16 protein-coding genes and 1 tRNA gene are annotated in these 19928 nt (G+C 56.5%); 8 read left to right on the forward strand and 9 right to left on the reverse strand.

Translation table 11 applies throughout. The annotated features are described in order from the left end of the window. Nucleotides 1-129 precede the first annotated feature (129 nt). Nucleotides 130-1920, reverse strand: a complete 1791-nt coding sequence (locus JL2886_RS06075; RefSeq protein WP_133245369.1) for a DEAD/DEAH box helicase — start codon at nucleotides 1918-1920, stop codon at nucleotides 130-132. Nucleotides 1921-3187: 1267 nt separating this feature from the next. Next, a complete protein-coding gene (locus JL2886_RS06085) occupies nucleotides 3188-3535 on the reverse strand; it encodes a hypothetical protein (protein ID WP_065271191.1) in 348 nt (115 codons plus the stop codon). A gap of 208 nt (nucleotides 3536-3743) precedes the next feature. Between JL2886_RS06085 and JL2886_RS06090 the strand changes: the two genes are divergently transcribed. After that, nucleotides 3744-4292: a recombinase family protein gene (locus tag JL2886_RS06090; RefSeq protein WP_065271192.1), complete on the forward strand. Its 549-nt coding sequence runs from the start codon at nucleotides 3744-3746 to the stop codon at nucleotides 4290-4292. Nucleotides 4293-4425: 133 nt separating this feature from the next. Here JL2886_RS06090 and JL2886_RS06095 read toward each other — a convergent pair whose 3' ends face one another. From JL2886_RS06095 to JL2886_RS06110, 4 genes are all read right to left on the reverse strand, one after another. Continuing rightward, complete coding sequence (locus JL2886_RS06095; protein ID WP_133245368.1) at nucleotides 4426-6021, reverse strand: restriction endonuclease; 1596 nt, start codon at nucleotides 6019-6021, stop codon at nucleotides 4426-4428. 33 nt (nucleotides 6022-6054) lie between these two features. Beyond that, on the reverse strand, nucleotides 6055-7008 hold the full coding sequence (locus tag JL2886_RS06100; protein ID WP_133245367.1) for a site-specific integrase: 954 nt from the start codon (nucleotides 7006-7008) through the stop codon (nucleotides 6055-6057). Nucleotides 7009-7200: 192 nt separating this feature from the next. After that, a tRNA-Leu gene (locus tag JL2886_RS06105) sits at nucleotides 7201-7287 on the reverse strand. Nucleotides 7288-7457: 170 nt separating this feature from the next. Continuing rightward, the gene (locus JL2886_RS06110; RefSeq protein WP_065271195.1) at nucleotides 7458-9089 is read right to left on the reverse strand and encodes a peptidoglycan-binding domain-containing protein; all 1632 of its coding nucleotides are present in this window, start codon (nucleotides 9087-9089) and stop codon (nucleotides 7458-7460) included. A gap of 133 nt (nucleotides 9090-9222) precedes the next feature. On the opposite strand from JL2886_RS06110, the gene lipB reads away from it, so the two are divergent. Continuing rightward, nucleotides 9223-9906 (forward strand): lipoyl(octanoyl) transferase LipB, encoded by a 684-nt coding sequence (lipB, locus tag JL2886_RS06115; RefSeq protein WP_065271196.1) that lies wholly within the window; start codon nucleotides 9223-9225, stop codon nucleotides 9904-9906. Between the two features lie 365 nt (nucleotides 9907-10271). Here lipB and JL2886_RS06120 read toward each other — a convergent pair whose 3' ends face one another. After that, nucleotides 10272-10694: an HIT family protein gene (locus tag JL2886_RS06120; protein ID WP_065271197.1), complete on the reverse strand. Its 423-nt coding sequence runs from the start codon at nucleotides 10692-10694 to the stop codon at nucleotides 10272-10274. 241 nt (nucleotides 10695-10935) lie between these two features. On the opposite strand from JL2886_RS06120, the gene JL2886_RS06125 reads away from it, so the two are divergent. The 3 genes from JL2886_RS06125 to JL2886_RS06135 all read left to right on the forward strand — a co-directional run bounded on the left by JL2886_RS06125 (nucleotide 10936) and on the right by JL2886_RS06135 (nucleotide 14259). Further along, nucleotides 10936-12639, forward strand: a complete 1704-nt coding sequence (locus JL2886_RS06125) for a cytochrome c oxidase subunit I (protein WP_065271198.1) — start codon at nucleotides 10936-10938, stop codon at nucleotides 12637-12639. Nucleotides 12640-12799: 160 nt separating this feature from the next. After that, complete coding sequence (locus JL2886_RS06130) at nucleotides 12800-13294, forward strand: DUF2244 domain-containing protein (protein ID WP_065271199.1); 495 nt, start codon at nucleotides 12800-12802, stop codon at nucleotides 13292-13294. Between the two features lie 209 nt (nucleotides 13295-13503). After that, on the forward strand, nucleotides 13504-14259 hold the full coding sequence (locus tag JL2886_RS06135) for a prephenate dehydrogenase (RefSeq protein WP_065273564.1): 756 nt from the start codon (nucleotides 13504-13506) through the stop codon (nucleotides 14257-14259). A gap of 78 nt (nucleotides 14260-14337) precedes the next feature. Here JL2886_RS06135 and JL2886_RS06140 read toward each other — a convergent pair whose 3' ends face one another. Next, nucleotides 14338-14811 carry a GatB/YqeY domain-containing protein gene (locus JL2886_RS06140; protein ID WP_065271200.1) on the reverse strand — a complete coding sequence of 158 codons (474 nt, stop codon included), beginning with the start codon at nucleotides 14809-14811 and terminating at the stop codon, nucleotides 14338-14340. 182 nt (nucleotides 14812-14993) lie between these two features. Here JL2886_RS06140 and carA point away from each other — a divergent pair, with 182 nt between their 5' ends. Together carA and JL2886_RS06150 are read left to right on the forward strand one after the other, a co-directional pair. Beyond that, nucleotides 14994-16157, forward strand: a complete 1164-nt coding sequence (gene carA / locus JL2886_RS06145; protein ID WP_065271201.1) for a glutamine-hydrolyzing carbamoyl-phosphate synthase small subunit — start codon at nucleotides 14994-14996, stop codon at nucleotides 16155-16157. Between the two features lie 343 nt (nucleotides 16158-16500). Further along, complete coding sequence (locus JL2886_RS06150) at nucleotides 16501-18279, forward strand: glycosyltransferase (protein WP_237028432.1); 1779 nt, start codon at nucleotides 16501-16503, stop codon at nucleotides 18277-18279. Nucleotides 18280-18307: 28 nt separating this feature from the next. Here JL2886_RS06150 and JL2886_RS06155 read toward each other — a convergent pair whose 3' ends face one another. Then, nucleotides 18308-18958: a GntR family transcriptional regulator gene (locus JL2886_RS06155; RefSeq protein ID WP_065273565.1), complete on the reverse strand. Its 651-nt coding sequence runs from the start codon at nucleotides 18956-18958 to the stop codon at nucleotides 18308-18310. Between the two features lie 144 nt (nucleotides 18959-19102). On the opposite strand from JL2886_RS06155, the gene JL2886_RS06160 reads away from it, so the two are divergent. Next, nucleotides 19103-19747: a pyrimidine 5'-nucleotidase gene (locus tag JL2886_RS06160; RefSeq protein WP_065271203.1), complete on the forward strand. Its 645-nt coding sequence runs from the start codon at nucleotides 19103-19105 to the stop codon at nucleotides 19745-19747. Nucleotides 19748-19928 lie beyond the last annotated feature (181 nt).

Here is a 19928-nt window from a genome sequence, read left to right on the forward strand (position 1 = left end):
ATGATAAGAAATCATAAACTTAAGCATGCACTTGAGTCACCTCAAGATTCTACTAAAATAGACCAATATCCTATAAGGATGTCATATGGTTATTATTAATAAGCATGAGAGAACCTGTAGATATAGCTTTTAAGCCACCTTCTCCATTTTGGTGTAGTTGTCATCTTCAGATTCACCAATCCATATGAACATTGCTTCATTGCCTCGACCTCTACGACCTTTCTGAAACCTGTAGCCGATATTTTGTAGTTGCCCTTCCAAATCCTCCAATTCCTTCTTCACCCTATTGATATAAGTTCCAGTGCATTTCTGAACTTCTGATGCCCTCAAGTCCGCTCCAGTATTATCCTTTAGATAACGCAGAACCTTTCGAACTCTCCCCGATGGTTTCCGAATTCTCCCAAATCCATCACAATCAACCGTCTGGCTACCTTTCATTTGCAGTTGGAGTTCACCGAAGGTTTTCGGTTCAACCAACACATACGCCTTCATCTGACCTGCTTGTCTGCTCCCGTCGATCTGTCGAATGGCCCCCCTGCCGATCTGTTGCATCACATTTTCGACGAGGGAAGCATCTCGTACTTTGGCAAACGGCCCACGGAGGTCGCCATTGTTGGCCTGTTCCAAGCTTGCTTCAGTAACATCCTCCCCAGACAAGACGTGGTACTTCCGGACAGAGGCCAGCTTGGGAATGTGATTATCCCACAGGTACACGACGGCTTTACAGTCTTTGTAGCTGTTTGAGCCTATGCCGACATGATGATGACTGAGGTGAATTGTCTTCCCGTCTTTGTCTACGATCGCCGGTAGATCGACCTTGGCACCAGCCCCAAACCCAAAGAAGTCAGTCAGGCACCCGTCGAAAACACTCTTGGGAACAGAGAAGTAGATTTCATCCTCTGCAACCTGCTCTAACACCCATTCAACATAGCTGACGACTTCCGGTTTGATCTTTGCAGATTTCCACGTTTTGTAGCTACCCTTGATCTCTGGATCCGAGAGCCTGACCAACGTGAGCTGATCATACCTCGGAGCAACAAAGCTGTGCTTCACCAAGGGAATTTCCGTGAAGGTCCCCACAGCCTCGTAGGTCATCCCACCTGTTGCCGTGAGCACAACCGTATTTTCCATCGAGGGGATGCCCAGCGCACCAGATACGAAGGTTACTCGGCCATTGGCCTTGTGGGCCGCAAAAGCCCGCCCTTCGAGCATCGCAGCACAGAAGCTCTGGAAATCTCCAATCCGTTCCACATCTCCAAATGGGTTTACGACTTCCGAAAAGTCATATTTGGCAATGAGAGACAGATCATGGACGATGGGACCAGGGTCGATAGGCAAAAAACCGTCGCCGATATGCTGTTGCTGCACGAAGCCATCTAGCAGTTCGAATACACCTCGAAACTCATCGGCACGGATGCCTTCACGTCTAGCCCAATCACTGGCCTTGTAGATGCTGTCCGAAGATATTTGCACATCGTCGGAGCCGTAAAAAGCTTCGTCTACCACAACCAGATCACGGTCTTGGAGCTTGGCCAAGTTGTAGCTGCCAAACTGGTGGGTGCAGACAAACACTGGCTTTTTAAGCTGTTCTGATTTTTCCCCAGAGGCACCGCTGTAGAAGCGGCCCACATTTGCCTCCCCAAGTTCAACCTTCAGCTTATCGAACTGCTCCTTCACGCCTTTTACATAGGGCGTCAGAAAGCAGATCTTCTTATCGGGGTTTTCCTTTGCAAACCGGACGATGCCCCAGATCGCACCGGTGGTCTTACCGCATCCGACAGGCATAGAAATGTATCTTGGGCCGGGTTCTAACCCTATTCCCTTCCGATAGATTGCCTCTGCGACCACCACAGACGCTCTGAATTGGTAGTCGGTCTGGTAGGTCTCCTTTTGTTGTTCATAAAGCTTGATATCGAGCAATTTCAGCACTCCTTATGATTAGGAACGCACAACGCAAAAAAGACCCCAGAAGGGTCTAAGCCTGCTCTAGGGCAGAGGTACGCCATGCTAGATTTTGAGAAATTACGGGTTCACCAAGGATGCCCGCCATAGAAACAAAAGAGGGTCAGCCATACGGACCAACCCAATCATTTCATTGTCATGGGATATCACGCAATCGGCTATATTGCAAGGGTTTTCTGCGCAACAGTCTAACTCATAGATATTTCAATGGCCTTAACCCTTTCCATCATGCAAGCATGAGACATTAAAAAAGTGAATAAAATCAAAATCTTGTATTTCGGCCGTGTAGGAGCTCGGTGTGCTTCCACGAGATATCCAGCCTTTGAAGGTTCACCTACGAAAACGCCTCGATTTCAGTTGGGAGAATGCCCCGGGGTTGCCCAATACCTTGTGGTAGCTGTAGCTCTCTTTACTCGCCAACTGCTCTATCTCTCGACGGCGTCATTCGAAGGGGAGGCTTTGAAAGAATTCAGATGCATAGAGGCTACGCAGATCCGTGAAACCATTTATGTCTGAGACTGGCAGGAAATGCTGGGGCGCAGCGCCGTACCACACTTCGAAAGCTTCGCAGGGCAGGACCTGAACTTCCATATTCGATCTATTTGGCTCCTCTGGCGCCGTTAGAGTTAAGCTCACGACACTTCCGGGTTTTATTTCGGCTTTGTACGTGGTGGACCATTTTGAGACGATAGCCGGCTGAGCCAACCCATATACATACATCTGGCTTCCTCGGTGGCAGGTATGATCATTTCCGATCCGCATAGCATCGCCCACCAGAAGATCTTGCAGATGCACTGTCCCCCTGTAGTCGAGTCTCTCCTCCATACTCAGATTCACCTCGAATGCAGCTGCAGAGCTGGCAGCTCCCATCATGGCAACGACTAGGGCATACTTCATCGAGTCTTACACCGTCTTAGATCACTTTGTTCGAGCCTAATCGATTTCGGCTATCATTCAACCAACATCATCTGGTTGCAGTCCTTGTCCTGCCCTCAGAAAAATTTTTCATCAATAAGTAGAGCCTGCCCAACCTACTTTGATGCGGACAAATGCGTTAGTGCAGTCATTCCCAGGCACAAATCATCGGAATTATCAAAAAGCCGGGATGACGACGGCAGAGGCATGCCGACGGTACACCCTGAGTTCGCCGACTTTTTACAAGCTGGAGTCCCAATATGGTGGCAAGAGGGCAATGGGGGCAGATCCTTAGCGACAGTTTGTCACTCTATCGAGAGCTCTGTCCGCCACCCTCAGAAGTGGTGGTGCTCACCTTACTGTAGTGAGCTGTTGCATCTTCGAGGGAAGCAAAATGGATAAGCTGAACACTGTCACCCGGCCCCACGAACCGGCCATCTCCGATTGGCTTCAACGTGATTTGCCTCCCGTTGACCATGATGGTCACCAGCAATGCCCTTCTGACGATAGCCGATCCGATAAACACTGATCCGCTTATAAGCAAGGCGCACCCAATCACGGTCGCAGCCAAATTCACAACGCCACCGATGCCGATCACGCCGTTGATAAATGCCAGACACCCTCCCACGAAGAACAAGATCCAGCCGAAAAGACTCATAGAGTGGCCTCCTGAGCTTAAGCCTAAAGATGAATCCTGAACGCATCAACACTCCTAGGGTACGCAGTCTCTCTCCAGCCCCAACAGAGTAGAGCCTCCTGTGACTGGTCGCACGTTACCATCCCAAGGGCCACATCAGGGTCATTTTTGTTCCATTTGGTACCGAATCATCATATACTAGACCCTGTTGATACAAAAGGAGGCTGCCATGGCGACCCTAGGCTACAGACGAGTGAGCACCATAGACCAAAACCTTGATCGGCAGGATCTTGGGCAGGTTGATAAGACCTTCGAAGAGAAACTATCGGGCAAGTCAGCAGCTGGCCGCCCAGCGCTTCAAGAAATGATCGACTACGCCAGAGATGGGGACGTTGTAGTTGTCCATTCCATTGACCGACTGGCAAGGGACCTGCGAGACCTTCAGTCAATCATCGAAACCCTGAACAACAAGGGAGTGACGATCACCTTCAAGTCAGAGGGGCTGACCTTCTCGGCAAGTTCAGACGATGCGTTTGCCAAGCTCCAACTTCAGATGATGGGGGCCTTTGCTGAGTTCGAACGGAACATCATCCGCAAGAGGCAAGCCGAAGGTATCGCCAAGGCCAAAGCCAAAGGCGTCTACAAGGGAGGCAAGAAGCGGATCGACAGACAGAAGGTCAGGGACCTGAAGCAGGAGGGCCTCTCTACTTACAAGATTTCAGAGGCGCTGGGCATCAGTCGTATGTCAGTCCACCGGATACTGAACGAAGAAGCTTGATTGTGTAGGTACACGGAAGGTCCCAAATCAATCGTGGGACCCTCCAGAAAATTCCGAAACGGTTTGCCCTTGGCTGGTTTGCGCCTCAGAATCCAAGGAAAAACATAGTCGGTCTGATGGAAATTTCCTGTAATTATTCAATCAAAGATTGCGAAAATAAAATCTTGGAAATTTCCGCTTGGAGCATGTCATTGTACAGCGGGCCTAAGCTCTTTGACGTCTTGAACAGGAAGCTGTAAACCTCTTTAAGAACATCACTTTTGACAACGTCTTCTATCAATGCTTCGGCTCCCTTAAATTTTTCAACGGCAGCCGGATCGTAGTAGGCACTATTTAGCATGGCCGCAACATTTTCTTCAGCCACGGAGACCGAACTTTTCAATCCTTGCGCTACAAGAAAGAGAAGCAAGCTTACCGTTGCTCGCTCAACAACTATCTCGCCACGACCGCTTCCCTCATCTAATTTGTCGAGTATTTCACGCCCAGTGGCTGCGCTGATTCGATACATTTCGGGGCCGGACGTTTGGATCATTGACCGCAAAAGGGTACCAGAAAACCCACCACCTGAGCCATCAAAGCAAAGCGTGTGGAGAGCCTCTTCGAAATCGTCTTCACTTTCGCTCTGCTCATTTGAGACCACCTCGAACCCAAATAAACCGGAAAAAGACTTTACGTTTGATGCATCTATAAGATGCACGCCAGTTTTTGCAGCTATTTCCTTGGCTGACGCAGTAAAGCCACCTGTGCCCATCACACAGGAATCACTAGCGTCAACATTCTGCGCCCCTGTAAATGCTTCTTGAACTGCTTTATTGCCAATTGGGTTACTGTAGCGCTTGCACTGTACTGCAACCCTTTTTCCATCCCGCTCAGCTATAACATCGACGCCCTGATCCCCTGAGGCTTTTGAGACGGAAACATTCCAACCCTGTGATTCTATCTGGTTCGCACACCAGTGCTCAAAAGCAATCCCATCAAGCGGGATATCATCTTCAACTTTAAAATCAGACAGTTTCTCATCAATGTAGTGCACTAGTATAGCGGCAGGACTTACTGTGTAAAAATAGTCAAAATCCGTGCGGTCAAAAACATAATCTATAAACCCGTCAATCTCGTTAACCTCGTCACTTAAATCAACATCGCCATACTTGTTGACTCTTGAGCGCTGCAATGGAAGAAAGGTTGACCTCAGGTAATCTTCCCTCTTGCCAAGTTCAAGTGCAATACGCTCAAGATCGTTGTGCTTTTTCCTCATCGCAACATTCAGGATTGTATCGGCAACGTTGACTATTCCCAGTTTCTCGAAGGATCTCTCAGAGATTAGTCCTTTCCGAGCAGCATTACCAATCTCAATTACTCTTTCCCTCTGGGAGTGATCTGGAATCAGCTTCAAACCATGAACGCCACTAATTTGACCTAAAAACTCTTTCACTCGGTATCGTGCAGCATTTAGCTTGTCAGCCTCGACGAACGTACTCGGATCCCCTTGCAGAACCAAAGTCCAATACTCAGAAAATCTAGATGTATCCAGCGTTCCAATTGGAAAGCCTCCGCATTGCGCAACATAGAGACCTGCATGAGCATTCTTCGAAAAAATCGCATCGGCCAAGATTTCCACATCGGCCAATGTTATATTTATATCAAGCTCCGGAGCAGACATTGAATGTGAATCAGATTTGACATGCGTTGGCAAATCCTTACTCTTCTTATTTTTGAAAAACCCAAACACCAAATTTCTCCATTGTTTCAAAAGGCGAAGTTATCACAATGCAACTTTTCCAAACCACTGCCGCAACTGTTCCATTTTGTAGCCGTGACCGTAAGATGCGCCTACACCACCGACACTAGACCATCCACCAATCTGGTCGATCAACTCCAGAGGAGCTTCCACCTCTCTGAGCCGGTCCCTCATGGTATGTCTAAGGCTATGAGCAGTCAGACCACCAAATCTAGCCTTCAGCCACTTGTTTAAAGCATTGGATGCATGTGTTGCCCGACAGCCATCCTCATGGATGTAACGAGGATACAGCCACCCATCGCCAGACGTAGGGAGAGCCGCCCTCATGGCCTCCAGCCCGTAGCCCACCAGTGGCAAGGATCGTTCGCTACCGGTCGTTTTGAGGCGTCTCATGGGGTTTGGGCGTATGTGGATGACCTCTTGTTCAAGGTCGATGTCTTCAATCCTCAGACCAACGATCTCCCCCAGCCTGCAACCAGTCTCGCCAAGTATGGGCATCAGCAGGCGTATTGGGCTCTTGGATGCCAAAGCTTCTTCGTAGCCGGTTCGCAGTTGCTCCTTGGTGAAAGTGCCTCGCTTTTTCCTGTCCTGCCCCTCGTTCTTGATGATCAGGCGAGAGAAGGGATTCCGCTTTTCGATCTCAAGCTCTGAGAAGCCGTAGTTGATTACAGCAGAAATGCAGTCCAATCGACGCCTAATCGTTGCTGTCGAGTTCCCTTTACTTCGCAGTGCATTCACGAAGGCCTTTGCATCTTCCCTCGTGTAGCTGCCGATGGGTTGATCCCCCGACTGCTTGCAAAGTGTTTCGACCGCTAACTTGGTGGGCTTCGGGTCAATGCCCCGCAACTCAAGATACTCGGCAGAAACCTCTCCAAGGGTAAACCGCCTTGGTTGCATCGAAGCAATAGCAATACTTAAGTCGATCTTTTGACCTGACGCAAATGCCCCGTCCAGCAGAGACGTCAAACGCTCAGCCAATGCTTCCGCAGCGGAACGTTCACGCCCAAGACTGAGTCGAATGCTTGGCCCATAGTTTGGAACTGCCCTCGTCGGAGTTCTTCGGTTGTAATAGAAGACCCCACGACGCTCAATTGTGTACCGAATGTGTGCCAACAGATTTTACCTCTCGCCATAATTAACGAGGGAAAACATAAGCTTGCTTGGGATAGTTGGTGCGGTCGAGAAGACTCGAACTTCCACTCCGGTTAAGGAACAGCGACCTCAACGCTGCGCGTCTACCAATTCCGCCACGACCGCACTGCCTAGGCTTGGTGTAGGGGCGTATAGACGAGCCGCCTGGTGATGTGAAGAGGCAAAATGCCGAAATTGACATCTTGCCTCTTCGAAAATTTGTGACCGCTGAAGCGAGACTTCAACTGGCCCGCAATCGCCCGGTTGACTGCCCCTTTCCGCAGTGGGATCGGAGATCAGTTGTTCGAGAATGTTGGCAAGGCCGCCGCGGCGCCTGAGGCAGGTACGGGTTGCAGTTGGCCGGAACCACCGAGTTGCGCAGCCGCCGCCTTGATCAGACCAGCGCGCTCCGGTTGACCGGGCGAGAAGACCGCTTCGGCGCCATTTTCCAGAGCCGAGACAGCAACGCCGTACCAATCCTGCGCCGCAGGAACGGATTTGGCTGCACCGAACCCCTGCGACATGTGGTGGCCGATCAGCTCGGCGTAGGGGCGTTTGCCGATGGCGACCATGATCAGCGCCGATCCCATCGCGATATCCAGCTTGTCTCGGCGATAGCCCGAGAACATGCAGACGGCCGCCGTGTTGGCCAGCTGATCAATCGACATGTTGGATTGCAGCACGAACTTTTGCACATCTGCCATGACGGCCTGACTGTTGTCAGAGTCCAACCGCGCTAGGAAAGGCTGGATCGCCGGGGCAAAGGAATCGCACTGGCTGTCGACCTGCGCCGAAGTCACATTCGTCAGGGTCGCCACGATGGCTTCGCCGGAATTCATCGCATAGGAGCGCGCGATGCAGAACTGCTCTCCCAGCGCGAGGTCAGGGTCCGTCATCGTCGACACGGTCATATATCCGCCATTCGAATTGGTCAGCAGGCTGACCTTGCTGCAATGGCTTGCCAGAGAGGCCGTCTGTGCCGCCTGCGAAGGCGCGTTGAAGGTCGGGATCGCCCCGAGCGCCTGACCGCCGGCCGATGCCATCACCGTGCCGCCCTGCTGCGACGCAGCCGGAGGTGTTGCAGGCGCCGGGGCTGCGGGTACCGCCTGCCCTGCCCCCTGGCCCGAGGCCTGCATCGTATCATTCATGCGGCACACGCCCTGATGGCAGGAGAAGCTCGCCGTCGTGACACCGCGCGCCATGAAATCGTTGCGCTGGTACCCCTGCGGGGTCGAGGCAAAGACCATGACCGAACAATGCGAGGCGCCGCACCAGAAAGAGCTGCCCGAAACGGAAGTGTCGATCAGATAATCGTTCTTGCCGTCGCCGTTGATGTCCGCCAGCTGCATGAACCCGGAGCGCTGCAACAGTTGTTCGGCGCTCGGTTCGGCAGAGGCGGCGATTTCGTCGACAGCATCGCTGACCTCGATCGGCAGTCCGGCATAGCCGGTGCTGGCGCTGCGCACGCCTGCGGCCTCATCCCGCCAGGTGTGCAGCAAGCCGCGCACGCCGTTGGGGCCTTGCATCGCCTTGATTACCTGCGGGCCACCGATCTGGGCACGATTATAAGATGAGACCAGAAAATCCCGTTCATAGGCGGTCAGCTGACCGGTTGCCGGAAAACCCATATGGACCTGGTACTGGCTGATCGCAGTCCGGGACCGACGCCCCATGACGCCATCCGGCGTACCCGCCGGGAAGCCGAAGTAGTTGAGAGAAGCCTGCGTTTCACGGTTGTGCGCCCGCGTGGCCGAATAGCCTTGGCTGACGGTGCGGCGTTTCTTGTTGCGGTTCACCTCATTGACGATGGCGCCGCCGACAATGCCGCCCAGAAGAGCGGCCCCAAGATTATCAGCAGCAACGGGGCCAGAAGGGGCGGATAGAAACAGGGTCGCCGCAAGCGCGGTCTTGATCGGGGTACGGAACATGAAACAGGCCCTCTATTGAACAACAAAAAGAATCGTTGCAGATAGGATACCCTGAAAATGCTGATTTTCTGCAGATTTTTTCCTGCAGCATTGGACTTCCATTTTCCTAAAACTCCATCAGAGGTGCCCTGCAATGGTTGACTGGATCACATCCGACACCCCCGTCGATTATCAGGAAGCGACCGATTTCATGGAGGCACGCGCCGCAGCCATCGCGGCAGGCGAGGCAGATGAGTGCATCTGGCTGCTTGAACATCCGCCGCTTTACACCGCCGGAACCTCGGCGCGGGTGGAAGACCTGACCGACCCAGAGCGGTTTCCGGTCTACCCGTCAAAACGCGGCGGGCAATATACTTATCACGGCCCCGGTCAGCGGGTTGTCTATGTGATGCTGGACGTGGGTAAACGCGGCCATGATGTGCGCCGTTTTGTGCAGCAGCTGGAAGACTGGGTGATCCGCGCGCTGGCGGAGTTCAACCTGACCGGACACATCCGCTGCGGCCGTGTCGGCGTCTGGATCGAACGCCCGGACAAACCGCGGACCACGACCGGAGAAATCGCAGAAGACAAGATCGCCGCGATCGGGATCCGCCTGCGTAAATGGGTGAGTTTCCACGGAATTTCGATCAACGTGGAACCGGATCTGGAGCATTTCACCGGAATCGTGCCCTGCGGCATCACGGAGCATGGCGTCACAAGTCTGGTGGATATGGGCCTGCCCGTCACCATGGCCGATGTCGATGTCGCCCTGCGCCGCAGCTTCGATGAGGTCTTCGGGGCAGAGGCCGCCGCCAACGGGGCTTCCTGCTCCGCCTGAACCCAGGATTGCTGCCCCGGCGTGATCGAGCAAAAACACCCCAAATCAATGTGAGGTCGGCACAGTCACAGAACGTGATCGCTTTGCCACCTTATATTGACTGTCAGGGAAGCCGCGTCGGCAGACCAATGCAATGGAGATCCGCCCAATCCCACCAATGTGTTGTGTCCCCGCCCCCAGAAGGCTGGCCGAAGAACCAGAGGCAGGAGACGGGCATGGACGGCTATCTTAGGCACAGGCAAAACTCCTGACCAGCACCCGCTCGGTCCGCCCCCGAACAACGCCCAGTTTTCGGTCGAGTTAATATTCGCCGCCGCCCTTCAAAAAGATGCGGCAGCGATGTCGCTCAGCATTGCGTCAGCCGGTCAACCGGCGACCGCATCCCGGATCTTGGCCGCGTGTTCCTGGATCTGCTCCATGTCGCCCATTTTGCCCGGCGGGCGCAGCTTGTCGCCCTCCTTGCGCGGCAGTACGTGGAAATGCAGGTGGAACACCTCCTGCCCGCCTGCGGCCTCGTTGAACTGCTGGACGGTGACCCCGTCTGCGTCAAAAGCCTTGAGCACCGCGTGGCCCATTTTCTGCACGGTCTGCATGACGGCCGCCAGTTGCTCGGGGCTGGCATCCAGAACGTTGCGGCAGGGTGTTTTCGGGATAACCAGCAGATGCCCATCTGCCCGGGGCATGATATCCATGAAAGCGAGAGTATCATCATCTTCATAAACCCGCGCCGAGGGGATTTCCCCGCGCAGCAATTTTGCAAAGATATTGTCAGAATCATAGGCGGGCATCGGCTGTCTCTCCATCCTTAGCGGTCTCCCGGTTTTGCGCGCCGGGCTGGCGCAGGTCTAACATTGCCGATCCGCGATAGGAATGCCCCCCAGAAAAGCCACCCCCCGCGACAATTATTCTTGATCCAGATCAAACTCCGCCATTGAAGGCCCTTTAAGGGCGCTCTAAAACCAACATCGAGTCTAGGCCGCCCGGAAACCCTCCCAGTGGCCTTAAGTTTTGCAACAGGAGGCACCTTAAATGGCAGACGCAGCCATTCATGGTCACGGCCACGAAGACGAGCGCGGTTTTTTCACCCGCTGGTTCATGAGCACGAACCATAAGGATATCGGCATTCTCTACCTGATCGTTTCGGCGCTTGCAGGTTTCATTTCCGTCGCGTTCACCGTGTTCATGCGGCTTGAGCTGATGGACCCCGGCGTTCAGTACATGTGCATGGAGCACCTGGACAAAGGTCTCATCAGCGGCTTCTTGAGCACGATGGCGGCATCTGTTCCGGGCGAATGTACCCCGAACGGACACCTCTGGAACGTTCTGATCACCGCGCACGGCATCCTGATGATGTTCTTCGTGGTCATCCCGGCACTGTTCGGCGGTTTCGGCAACTACTTCATGCCGCTGCAGATCGGCGCGCCGGACATGGCGTTCCCGCGGATGAACAACCTCAGCTTCTGGCTCTACGTGGCTGGTACCTCGCTGGCGGTTGCCTCGGTGCTGGCACCGGGCGGCAACGACCAGATGGGTTCTGGCGTGGGCTGGGTTCTCTACCCGCCGCTGTCGGTCAATGAAGGCGGTTTCTCGATGGACCTGGCGATCTTCGCCGTCCACGTTTCGGGTGCCTCGTCGATCCTCGGCGCGATCAACATGATCACCACCTTCCTGAACATGCGTGCCCCTGGCATGACCCTGTTCAAGGTACCGCTGTTCTCCTGGTCGATCTTTGTCACCTCCTGGCTGATCCTGCTGTCCCTGCCGGTTCTGGCTGGCGCCATCACCATGCTGCTGATGGACCGTAACTTCGGCTTTACCTTCTTTGACCCCGCAGGCGGTGGTGACCCGATCCTGTACCAGCACATCCTGTGGTTCTTCGGCCACCCGGAAGTGTACATCGTGATCCTGCCGGGCTTTGGTATCATCTCCCACGTGATCGCGACCTTCTCGAAGAAGCCGGTCTTCGGTTACCTGCCGATGGTCTGGGCGATCATTGCGATCGGTGTTCTGGGCTTCGTCGTCTGGGCGCACCACATGTATACCGTTGGTATGTCGTTGAACCAGCAGGCCTACTTCATGCTGGCAACGATGGTCATCGCGGTTCCCACCGGGGTTAAGGTCTTCTCCTGGATCGCAACCATGTGGGGCGGCTCCATCGAGTTCAAAGCGCCCATGATGTTCGCTTTCGGCTTCCTGTTCCTGTTCACCGTTGGTGGTGTGACCGGTGTGGTTCTGTCGCAGGCTGCCGTGGACCGTGCCTATCACGACACTTACTACGTGGTTGCTCACTTCCACTACGTGATGTCGCTGGGTGCTGTCTTCGCGATCTTCGCAGGCATCTACTTCTACTTCGGCAAGATGACCGGCAAGCAGTACTCCGAGATCGGCGCTCAGATTCACTTCTGGATGTTCTTCATCGGTGCAAACCTGACCTTCTTCCCCCAGCACTTCCTGGGCCGTCAGGGCATGCCGCGTCGTTACATCGACTATCCCGAAGGCTTCGCCTACTGGAACAAGATCTCGTCCTACGGCGCGTTCCTGTCCTTCGCATCCTTCGTGTTCTTCTTCGGTGTCGTGATCTACTCGCTGCTGCGCGGCGCACGTATCACCCAGAACAACTACTGGAACGAATATGCCGATACGCTTGAGTGGACGCTGCCCTCGCCGCCGCCCGAGCACACCTTTGAAATCCTGCCCAAGCAGGAAGACTGGGATCGTTCCCACTCCCACTAAAAGGTGGATGGCACAGTAAAACAAAAGGCCCCGGGGCATCTGCTCCGGGGCCTTTTTTCGTAGTTTCAATCTTCTCTTTTGCGACAAAGCGCGCCTTGAAAACCTGCCCGCCGGGACCATAATTCAAAGCTCTATCCACTCCCTACATCCTACTCGTCTCATGCCCTACAACTGGACCCACGCCGACAGCGCCGCAGAAGGCGATGCCCCTCGAGAGTTGCACCTGTGGCCGCATCAATCCCTGCCCGTAGAAGGCTACGTGCGGTTTCTGGCCCTGACTGCCGTTCTGATTTCGGTGCCCCTGCTGCCGCTGCTTGGATCCTTCGTTCTTTGGGGGCTTTTGCCGTTTCTTTTGATCACCCTCTTCGGCATGAAATGGGCGCTGGACCGCAGCCGACGCGACCGGCAGATCCTGGAGGTCCTGACGCTGGGCCCCGAAGAGGCCCGGCTGGAGCGCACCGGCCCCCGCGGCGGACATCAAAGCTGGCATTGCAATCGCCATTGGACCACCGTCCAACTGCACGCCCATGATGGACCAGTGCCCAATTACGTGACCCTGCGCGGCGGTGGCCGGGAGGTCGAGATCGGCGCCTTCCTGTCCGAGGAGGAGCGCAAAGCGCTCTATGACGACCTGCAATCGGCACTGCGGGGCTGAGCCTGCTGAAATCGGGTTTTGACTTTCCCCGGTCCGCGGGCTACTCAGCCTGCATGTGTAAAACGACGCCTCTTTTCAGCACCGTTTATTATCCGCTGTTTCCATAACGGCGGCCGCATACACTTGTTTTGATGTTCACCCGCCGCGATCCGGCGGTCAGCAGCAGCATCAGACACTCCTCCGGTTTCGTGGCCCACCGGAGCGTTTCGATGACTTCAATGCCTCATATCCACACGGTTGGCCTGATCGGCTTTGGCCAATTCGGTAAGCTGATCGCCCGACACCTGTCGCCGCATGTACCGCTCGTGATTTGCGATCCAGCCCTGCCACCAGACGCCATCTCAGGACCGAACCAGCGCGCCGGCGATCTGGCCACGGCCGCTGGTTGCCCGTTGGTGATCCTCGCGGTGCCGGTTCATACCATCGGGAGCGTCTGTAGTGAGATCCGCCCATACCTTCAGCCCGACGCCATTGTCGCGGATGTCGGCTCGGTCAAGCTGGAGCCGGTACAAATCATGCAAAGCCGCCTGCCGGATCATGTCGACCTCGTGGGCACCCACCCGCTTTTTGGCCCGCAAAGCGCCCGCGCTGGCCTCGCTGGTCACAAGATTGCCCTTTGCAACATACGTGGCAGGTCTCACCTGCCCCTGGCGGCCTTTCTCAGAACGGTGTTGGGCCTACAGGTGATTCTGACCACCGCCGAGCAGCACGATATTGAGGCCGCCACCGTTCAGGGGCTGACGCACCTAATTGCCCGGACCCTGTCCGACATGGGCCCCCTGCCCGCCCGGATGACGACTGCCAGCTTTGACCGGCTGGTCGAAGCGGTGCAGATGGTTCAGGGGGATCCCCCTGCCGTCTTTGCCGCAATTGCAGAAGCCAATCCCTTTGCCGCAAAGGTACGCGAAGATTTCCTGCGCAAGGCCGGGGCCGTGGTCGGCGCTCTGGATGCCGAACTGCCATAAAAGCAAAAAGCCCGCAGCGATGCGGGCCTTTTTTTCGCACTCAATTTTTCATGGCGAGTGCCCGTTCCGGCAGCTGCCTCAGCAGCCGCCTTCAGAGCACAGCTCGTCCTTGACCATCGGGCCAACAAGGCCGAAATCGACTTGGCCGGTGTATTTGGACTTCAGAACACCCATGACCTTGCCCATATCCCGGATCGAGGCCGCACCGGTGTCGCTGACCGCGCTCTTGACCGCGCTGCGGATCTCTTCTTCGGTCAGCTGTTTGGGCAGGAATTCTTCGATGATGGTAATTTCCGCCAGTTCCCGCTCAGCCAGATCCAGACGACCGCCCTCTTCATAGGCGCGGGCGCTTTCGTTGCGCTGCTTGGTCATCTTGCCCAGGATCCCGAGGATTTCAGCATCGCCGATACTGCCTTCCTCACCATCACCGCGCGCGGCGATTTCCTTGTCCTTGATCGCGGCATTGATCAGGCGAAGCGTTGCCAGCCGTTCGGCTGCCTTGTCTTTCATGGCCTGCTTCAGGGCCTGATTGACCCGTGTACGCGTATCCATTTTTCTGTACCCATCCCCATGGCATCGGAATTCGGACGTTTATCCAATTGAAAGCCGCATTTCAAGCGCGCGCTCTGACGCCCTTTGCCTGCAGGCTTTGTCGCGCCTGTGCGCAGCGCTCTTGACCCGCTCTGAACCACCCCCTACAAGCCCTTGAATTTCACCTCATGGAGAGTCGTGTCATGGCCGATACCGCACCGTCCAAGCCAACCGCGTGCCTTGCGCTTGCTGATGGAACCGTCTTTTACGGAACCGGGTTCGGCGCAACAGGACGAACCGTGGCCGAGCTGTGTTTCAACACCGCGATGACCGGCTATCAGGAGATCATGACCGACCCGTCTTATGCCGGGCAAATCGTGACCTTTACCTTCCCGCATATCGGCAACACCGGCGTCACTCCCGAAGATGACGAAACCGGCGATCCGGTTGCGGCTGGCATGGTGGTGAAATGGGACCCGACGCTGGCCTCCAACTGGCGCGCCACCGAAGAGCTGAAAGCCTGGCTGACCCGCACCGGACGCATCGCCATCGGCGGCATCGACACCCGGCGCCTGACCCGCGCGATCCGCCAGCAGGGCGCTCCGCATGCGGCGCTGGCGCATGATCCGGAAGGCAACTTCGACGTCGAAGCACTGGTTGCAGCCGCCCGCGGCTGGTCCGGTCTGGAAGGTCTGGATCTGGCCAAGGACGTCACCTGCGCCCAAAGCTATCGCTGGGACGAAATGCGGTGGGCCTGGCCCGAAGGCTATACCCGTCAGGAGGCCCCCCAGCACAAAGTCGTCGCCGTCGACTATGGCGCTAAGCGCAACATCCTGCGCTGCTTGGCCTCTGCGGGCTGCGATGTGACCGTTCTGCCTGCAACGGCCACGGCCGAAGAGGTGCTCGCCCATAATCCTGACGGAGTGTTCCTGTCCAATGGCCCCGGCGATCCGGCGGCCACCGGCGCCTATGCCGTGCCGATGATCAAGACGATCCTCGACACCACCGATCTGCCCGTTTTTGGCATCTGCCTTGGACACCAGATGCTGGCGCTGGCGCTGGGTGGTAAGACGGTCAAGATGAACCACGGCCACCATGGGGCGAACCACCCGGTGAAAGAGCATTCCACCGGCAAGGTTGAGATTACCTCGATGAACCACGGGTTCGCAGTAGACGCGCAGTCCCTGCCCGAAGGCGTGGAAGAGACCCATATTTCGCTCTTTGACGGCTCCAACTGTGGCATCGCCATGACCGGGCGCCCTGTCTATTCTGTACAGCACCACCCGGAGGCAAGCCCCGGTCCGCAGGACAGTTTTTACCTTTTCGAACGTTTTGCGGAAGCCATGGCGACTCGCAAGGCTTCGTAAAAAGACCCCCAGGAAAACCCCAAGCTCAGCACTGTTAACCGCCCATTAACCATGGGCGGCAACCGTAGCCCCACCTTCCATCTGGGGTTGATTTGACATGGGCAAACACACACAGGGATTGCGACTTCCGGCAAGCGCGCTCATCCGGGCGCATCAGGCGCAGGTTCATTTCACCGCGCGTCAGAACCAAAAAAGTAGGAACCATTCCGCTTTCGGCGCCCCTCCGGCAAGGATCAAACCGCGCCAGCCGCCAGCGCCCAGCGCCGGACCACCGGCGGACGCAGCTATCCGTGCGCTAACGCTGCGGCAGCATGGAAAATCCCCGCCAGACAGCCAGCAGTCCATGTTGCCAAGGACCACGCGATCCTCTGGAAAAGGCGCGCGAACGTCCCAGGGGAACAAAGCCTCTGCCCCAGACGTTTTCCGCTATGTCGAGCTGGCAAACGCCCGCCCTGACCCAAACCTTCTACACAAAATGCCCCCGGCCTTCTGGCTGCGAAACTCTGCCGTGCCCTGGATGCGGCTGGGGGATTCCATCGTTGTGGCCATGGCCGATCTCAGCCAGGCCGACCGGGTTCAGGCACAACTGCGCAATGCCTTTGGCACCGTGATCCCGGTTCTTGCCCGCAAGGTGCAGGTGCAGGACCTTCTGACGCGCACCCTGCGGCACCGGATGGTCCGGAACGCCAGCGTCAGCGTGCCGTCCGAGATGAGCAGCCGCTTCCTCGCCCATGGCAGGCTCCATATGGCAATGGCGGTGTGGATGGGGATGGTGCTGAGCCTGACCATTCTGGTTCCGATGTTCGTTTTCAACGCCTTCAGCGCACTGGCCTTTGCGCTGCTCCTGCTGTTTACTGGCTTTCGGGTGATCGGTCTCGCAGGCTTTCTTGCAGAGCGTTACCGCCCGCCCCTGCCCCACCGCAGCCTTTTGCGTCCGGATCAATTGCCCCGCATCTCGGTCCTGGTGCCCTTGTTCCGTGAGGCAAAGATCAGCGGCGCGCTTTTGCACCGGCTCCGGAAACTGCGGTATCCGCGCCACCTTATGGAGGTTATCCTGGTGCTGGAAGAGGATGACGCCATCACCCTGCGGGCGGTGCAAAAGGCCCGGCTGCCCCATTGGATCCGGGTGATCAGGGTGCCCGCTTACGCGGACCTGAAGACCAAGCCCCGGGCGCTGAACTACGCGCTGAACCACTGCCAGGGTGAGATCATCGGCGTCTGGGATGCCGAAGATGCGCCGCAGCCCGATCAACTGCACCGGGTGGCTGCGGCCTTTGCCCATGCTCCTCCTGAACTGGCCTGTGTGCAAGGTGTCCTGGATTATTACAATCCTCGCGCCAGCTGGATCGCGCGCTGCTTTACGCTGGAATACGCCAGCTGGTTCCGCATTATCCTGCATGGAATTGCCCGCATGGGGCTGGTCGTTCCGCTTGGCGGCACCACCATGTTCATCCGGCGCGGCATTCTGGACCGGGTTGGCGGCTGGGACGCCCACAATGTGACCGAGGATGCCGACCTGGGCGTGCGCCTGTTCCGAGCCGGCTATCGCACCAAGATGCTGGCCTCCACCACCTATGAAGAGGCCAATTGCCGCCCCTGGCCCTGGATCAAGCAGAGATCACGCTGGCTCAAAGGTTTCATGGTGACCTATTGCGTCCACATGCGATCCCCGGCGCAGCTTCTTCGGGATCTTGGCTGGTCGCGGTTCATCGGCTTCCAGATCTTCTTTCTGTGCTCTGTCGGGCAATTTCTGCTCGCCCCATTCCTGTGGAGCTTCTGGCTCGTCGCCTTGGGGCTGCCTCATCCCAGCGCAGACACGGTTCCCGGAGGCTGGCTGGCGCTCGCCGTCGCAAGCATCGTAATTTTTGAGCTCCTGAACCAGATAACAGCTGTTGTCGCAGCCTTTGTAACCCGTCGGCGATGGCTGGCCCTGTGGGCACCTTGCCTTCTGTACTATTATCCTATGGGAGTCGTCGCCGCCTACAAGGGCCTCTATGAATTGGTTTTTCATCCGTTTTTCTGGGACAAGACCGATCACGGGTTCCACGCGCCGGACGATTATTATGACCCACAGACACGGAGCGCAATACAGGCCGAGGCCTGCAGCAGCGCACAGAGTTGACCTGCCTGCAAGAGACGCAACCTGACGCTCAGCCTTTGCTGCGGTCGCCAGCATCCTGTTTCAGACGGGTCATGAAGGCGATAGAAATATGATCTTTCAGGGCATCTGCCGCAGCATCCGCATCGCGCCTGCTGATCGCATCCACGATGCCCTTATGCTCGGACTGCGCGATCTTGCCGCGTCCCTTGGCCGCCAGCGAGGTGGTTGCCATCAGGGCCATTGTCCGGTGCACCAGATTGAGCTGCTGGACCAGATAGCGGTTGTGCGAGGCAAGGTGGATCTGTTCGTGAAAGCGCCGGTTCGCCTTGGCCAGCTCGGTCGGATCATCGACCAGCTGATCATCGGCCTTCACCATCTCCTGCAGGACACGGATCTCTTCTTCGGTGGCGTGCTGGGCTGCCAACCGCGCGGCCAGACCTTCCAGTTCGCGCCGCACCACATAGAGCTCGGCCATCTGGTTATGATCCAGCGAGGCCACGATCAGCGACCTGCCGTCCCGCTCCAGCAGCGATTGTGTCTCAAGCCGTTGCAGGGCCTCACGGATCGGCGTGCGGGAGACGCCAAAGCGTTCGGCCAGATCACTCTCCACCAGTCGGTCGCCGGGCCGGTAGACGCCTACGTCGATGGCCTCAAGGATCAGCGCATAGGCGTCTTTCTGGGTGCTGCGGTGCTGGTTCATGGTCTTTCCGTTGGATTTCATCCGGTCTTTTCTACAGTGCGGCCCCGGCCAATCAAGCCTCTTGCTCAATTTGCGCCGAAATCACGCAGGCCAGAAAAGCCGCGCTGCATTGCAAAACAGCCGCATCCAACTTAATCGAAGGGCATGGTCAAATCACATTTCTCTCATGTCCGTCACTGGGTCTTCGACCTCGACAACACGCTTTACCCGCCCTCGGCGCGGCTGTTCGATCAGATCGAGGTCAAGATGACCGATTATGTGATGGCCGAACTGGGCGTGGATCACGCCGAGGCCGACCGTCTGCGCAAACACTACTGGCGGGAACATGGCACCACCCTGGCCGGACTGATGCAAGAACACGGCATCGATCCCGATCCCTATCTGGTTGCGGTGCACGACATTTCCTTTGCGCCGCTGGATCCCGATGCCGAGCTTGCCGCCCGGATCAGGGATCTGCCGGGGCGGCGGATCGTCTATACCAACGGCAGCGCCCCCTACGCCGAGCGGGTTCTCGAAGCGCGCGGTCTGGCTGGGCTGTTTGACGGGATCTATGGCGTCGAACACGCCGATTACCGGCCAAAACCCGAACGGCAGGCATTCGACACCGTGTTTGCCAAGGCGGGCATTGCGCCACAAAGCGCCGCCATGTTCGAGGATGATCCCCGCAATCTGGCTGCACCGCACGCCATGGGCATGCGCACCGTCCATGTCGCGCCAGCCCCGCAAGACGGCGATCACATCCATCACCATACTGATGATCTGACAGGGTTCCTGAGCCGCCTGTTGTAGAACCGGCACCGCTCCCCCGTACCCTTTATCCACTCAATGGCTGCACCGGGTCGTCCGGCGCGGCAGAATGGCTGCTGAACCGCGGTAAATTTCGGCTCAGCTGAGCGGTTTTCCACGCGTAAGCAGACTGCGACGAAATCTCGCCTGCAATAGTCACCTTTCCTGACCTAAATGAAGCCGC

Source organism: Phaeobacter gallaeciensis (assembly GCF_001678945.1).
In the GTDB taxonomy this organism is placed as follows: domain Bacteria; phylum Pseudomonadota; class Alphaproteobacteria; order Rhodobacterales; family Rhodobacteraceae; genus Phycobacter; species Phycobacter gallaeciensis_A.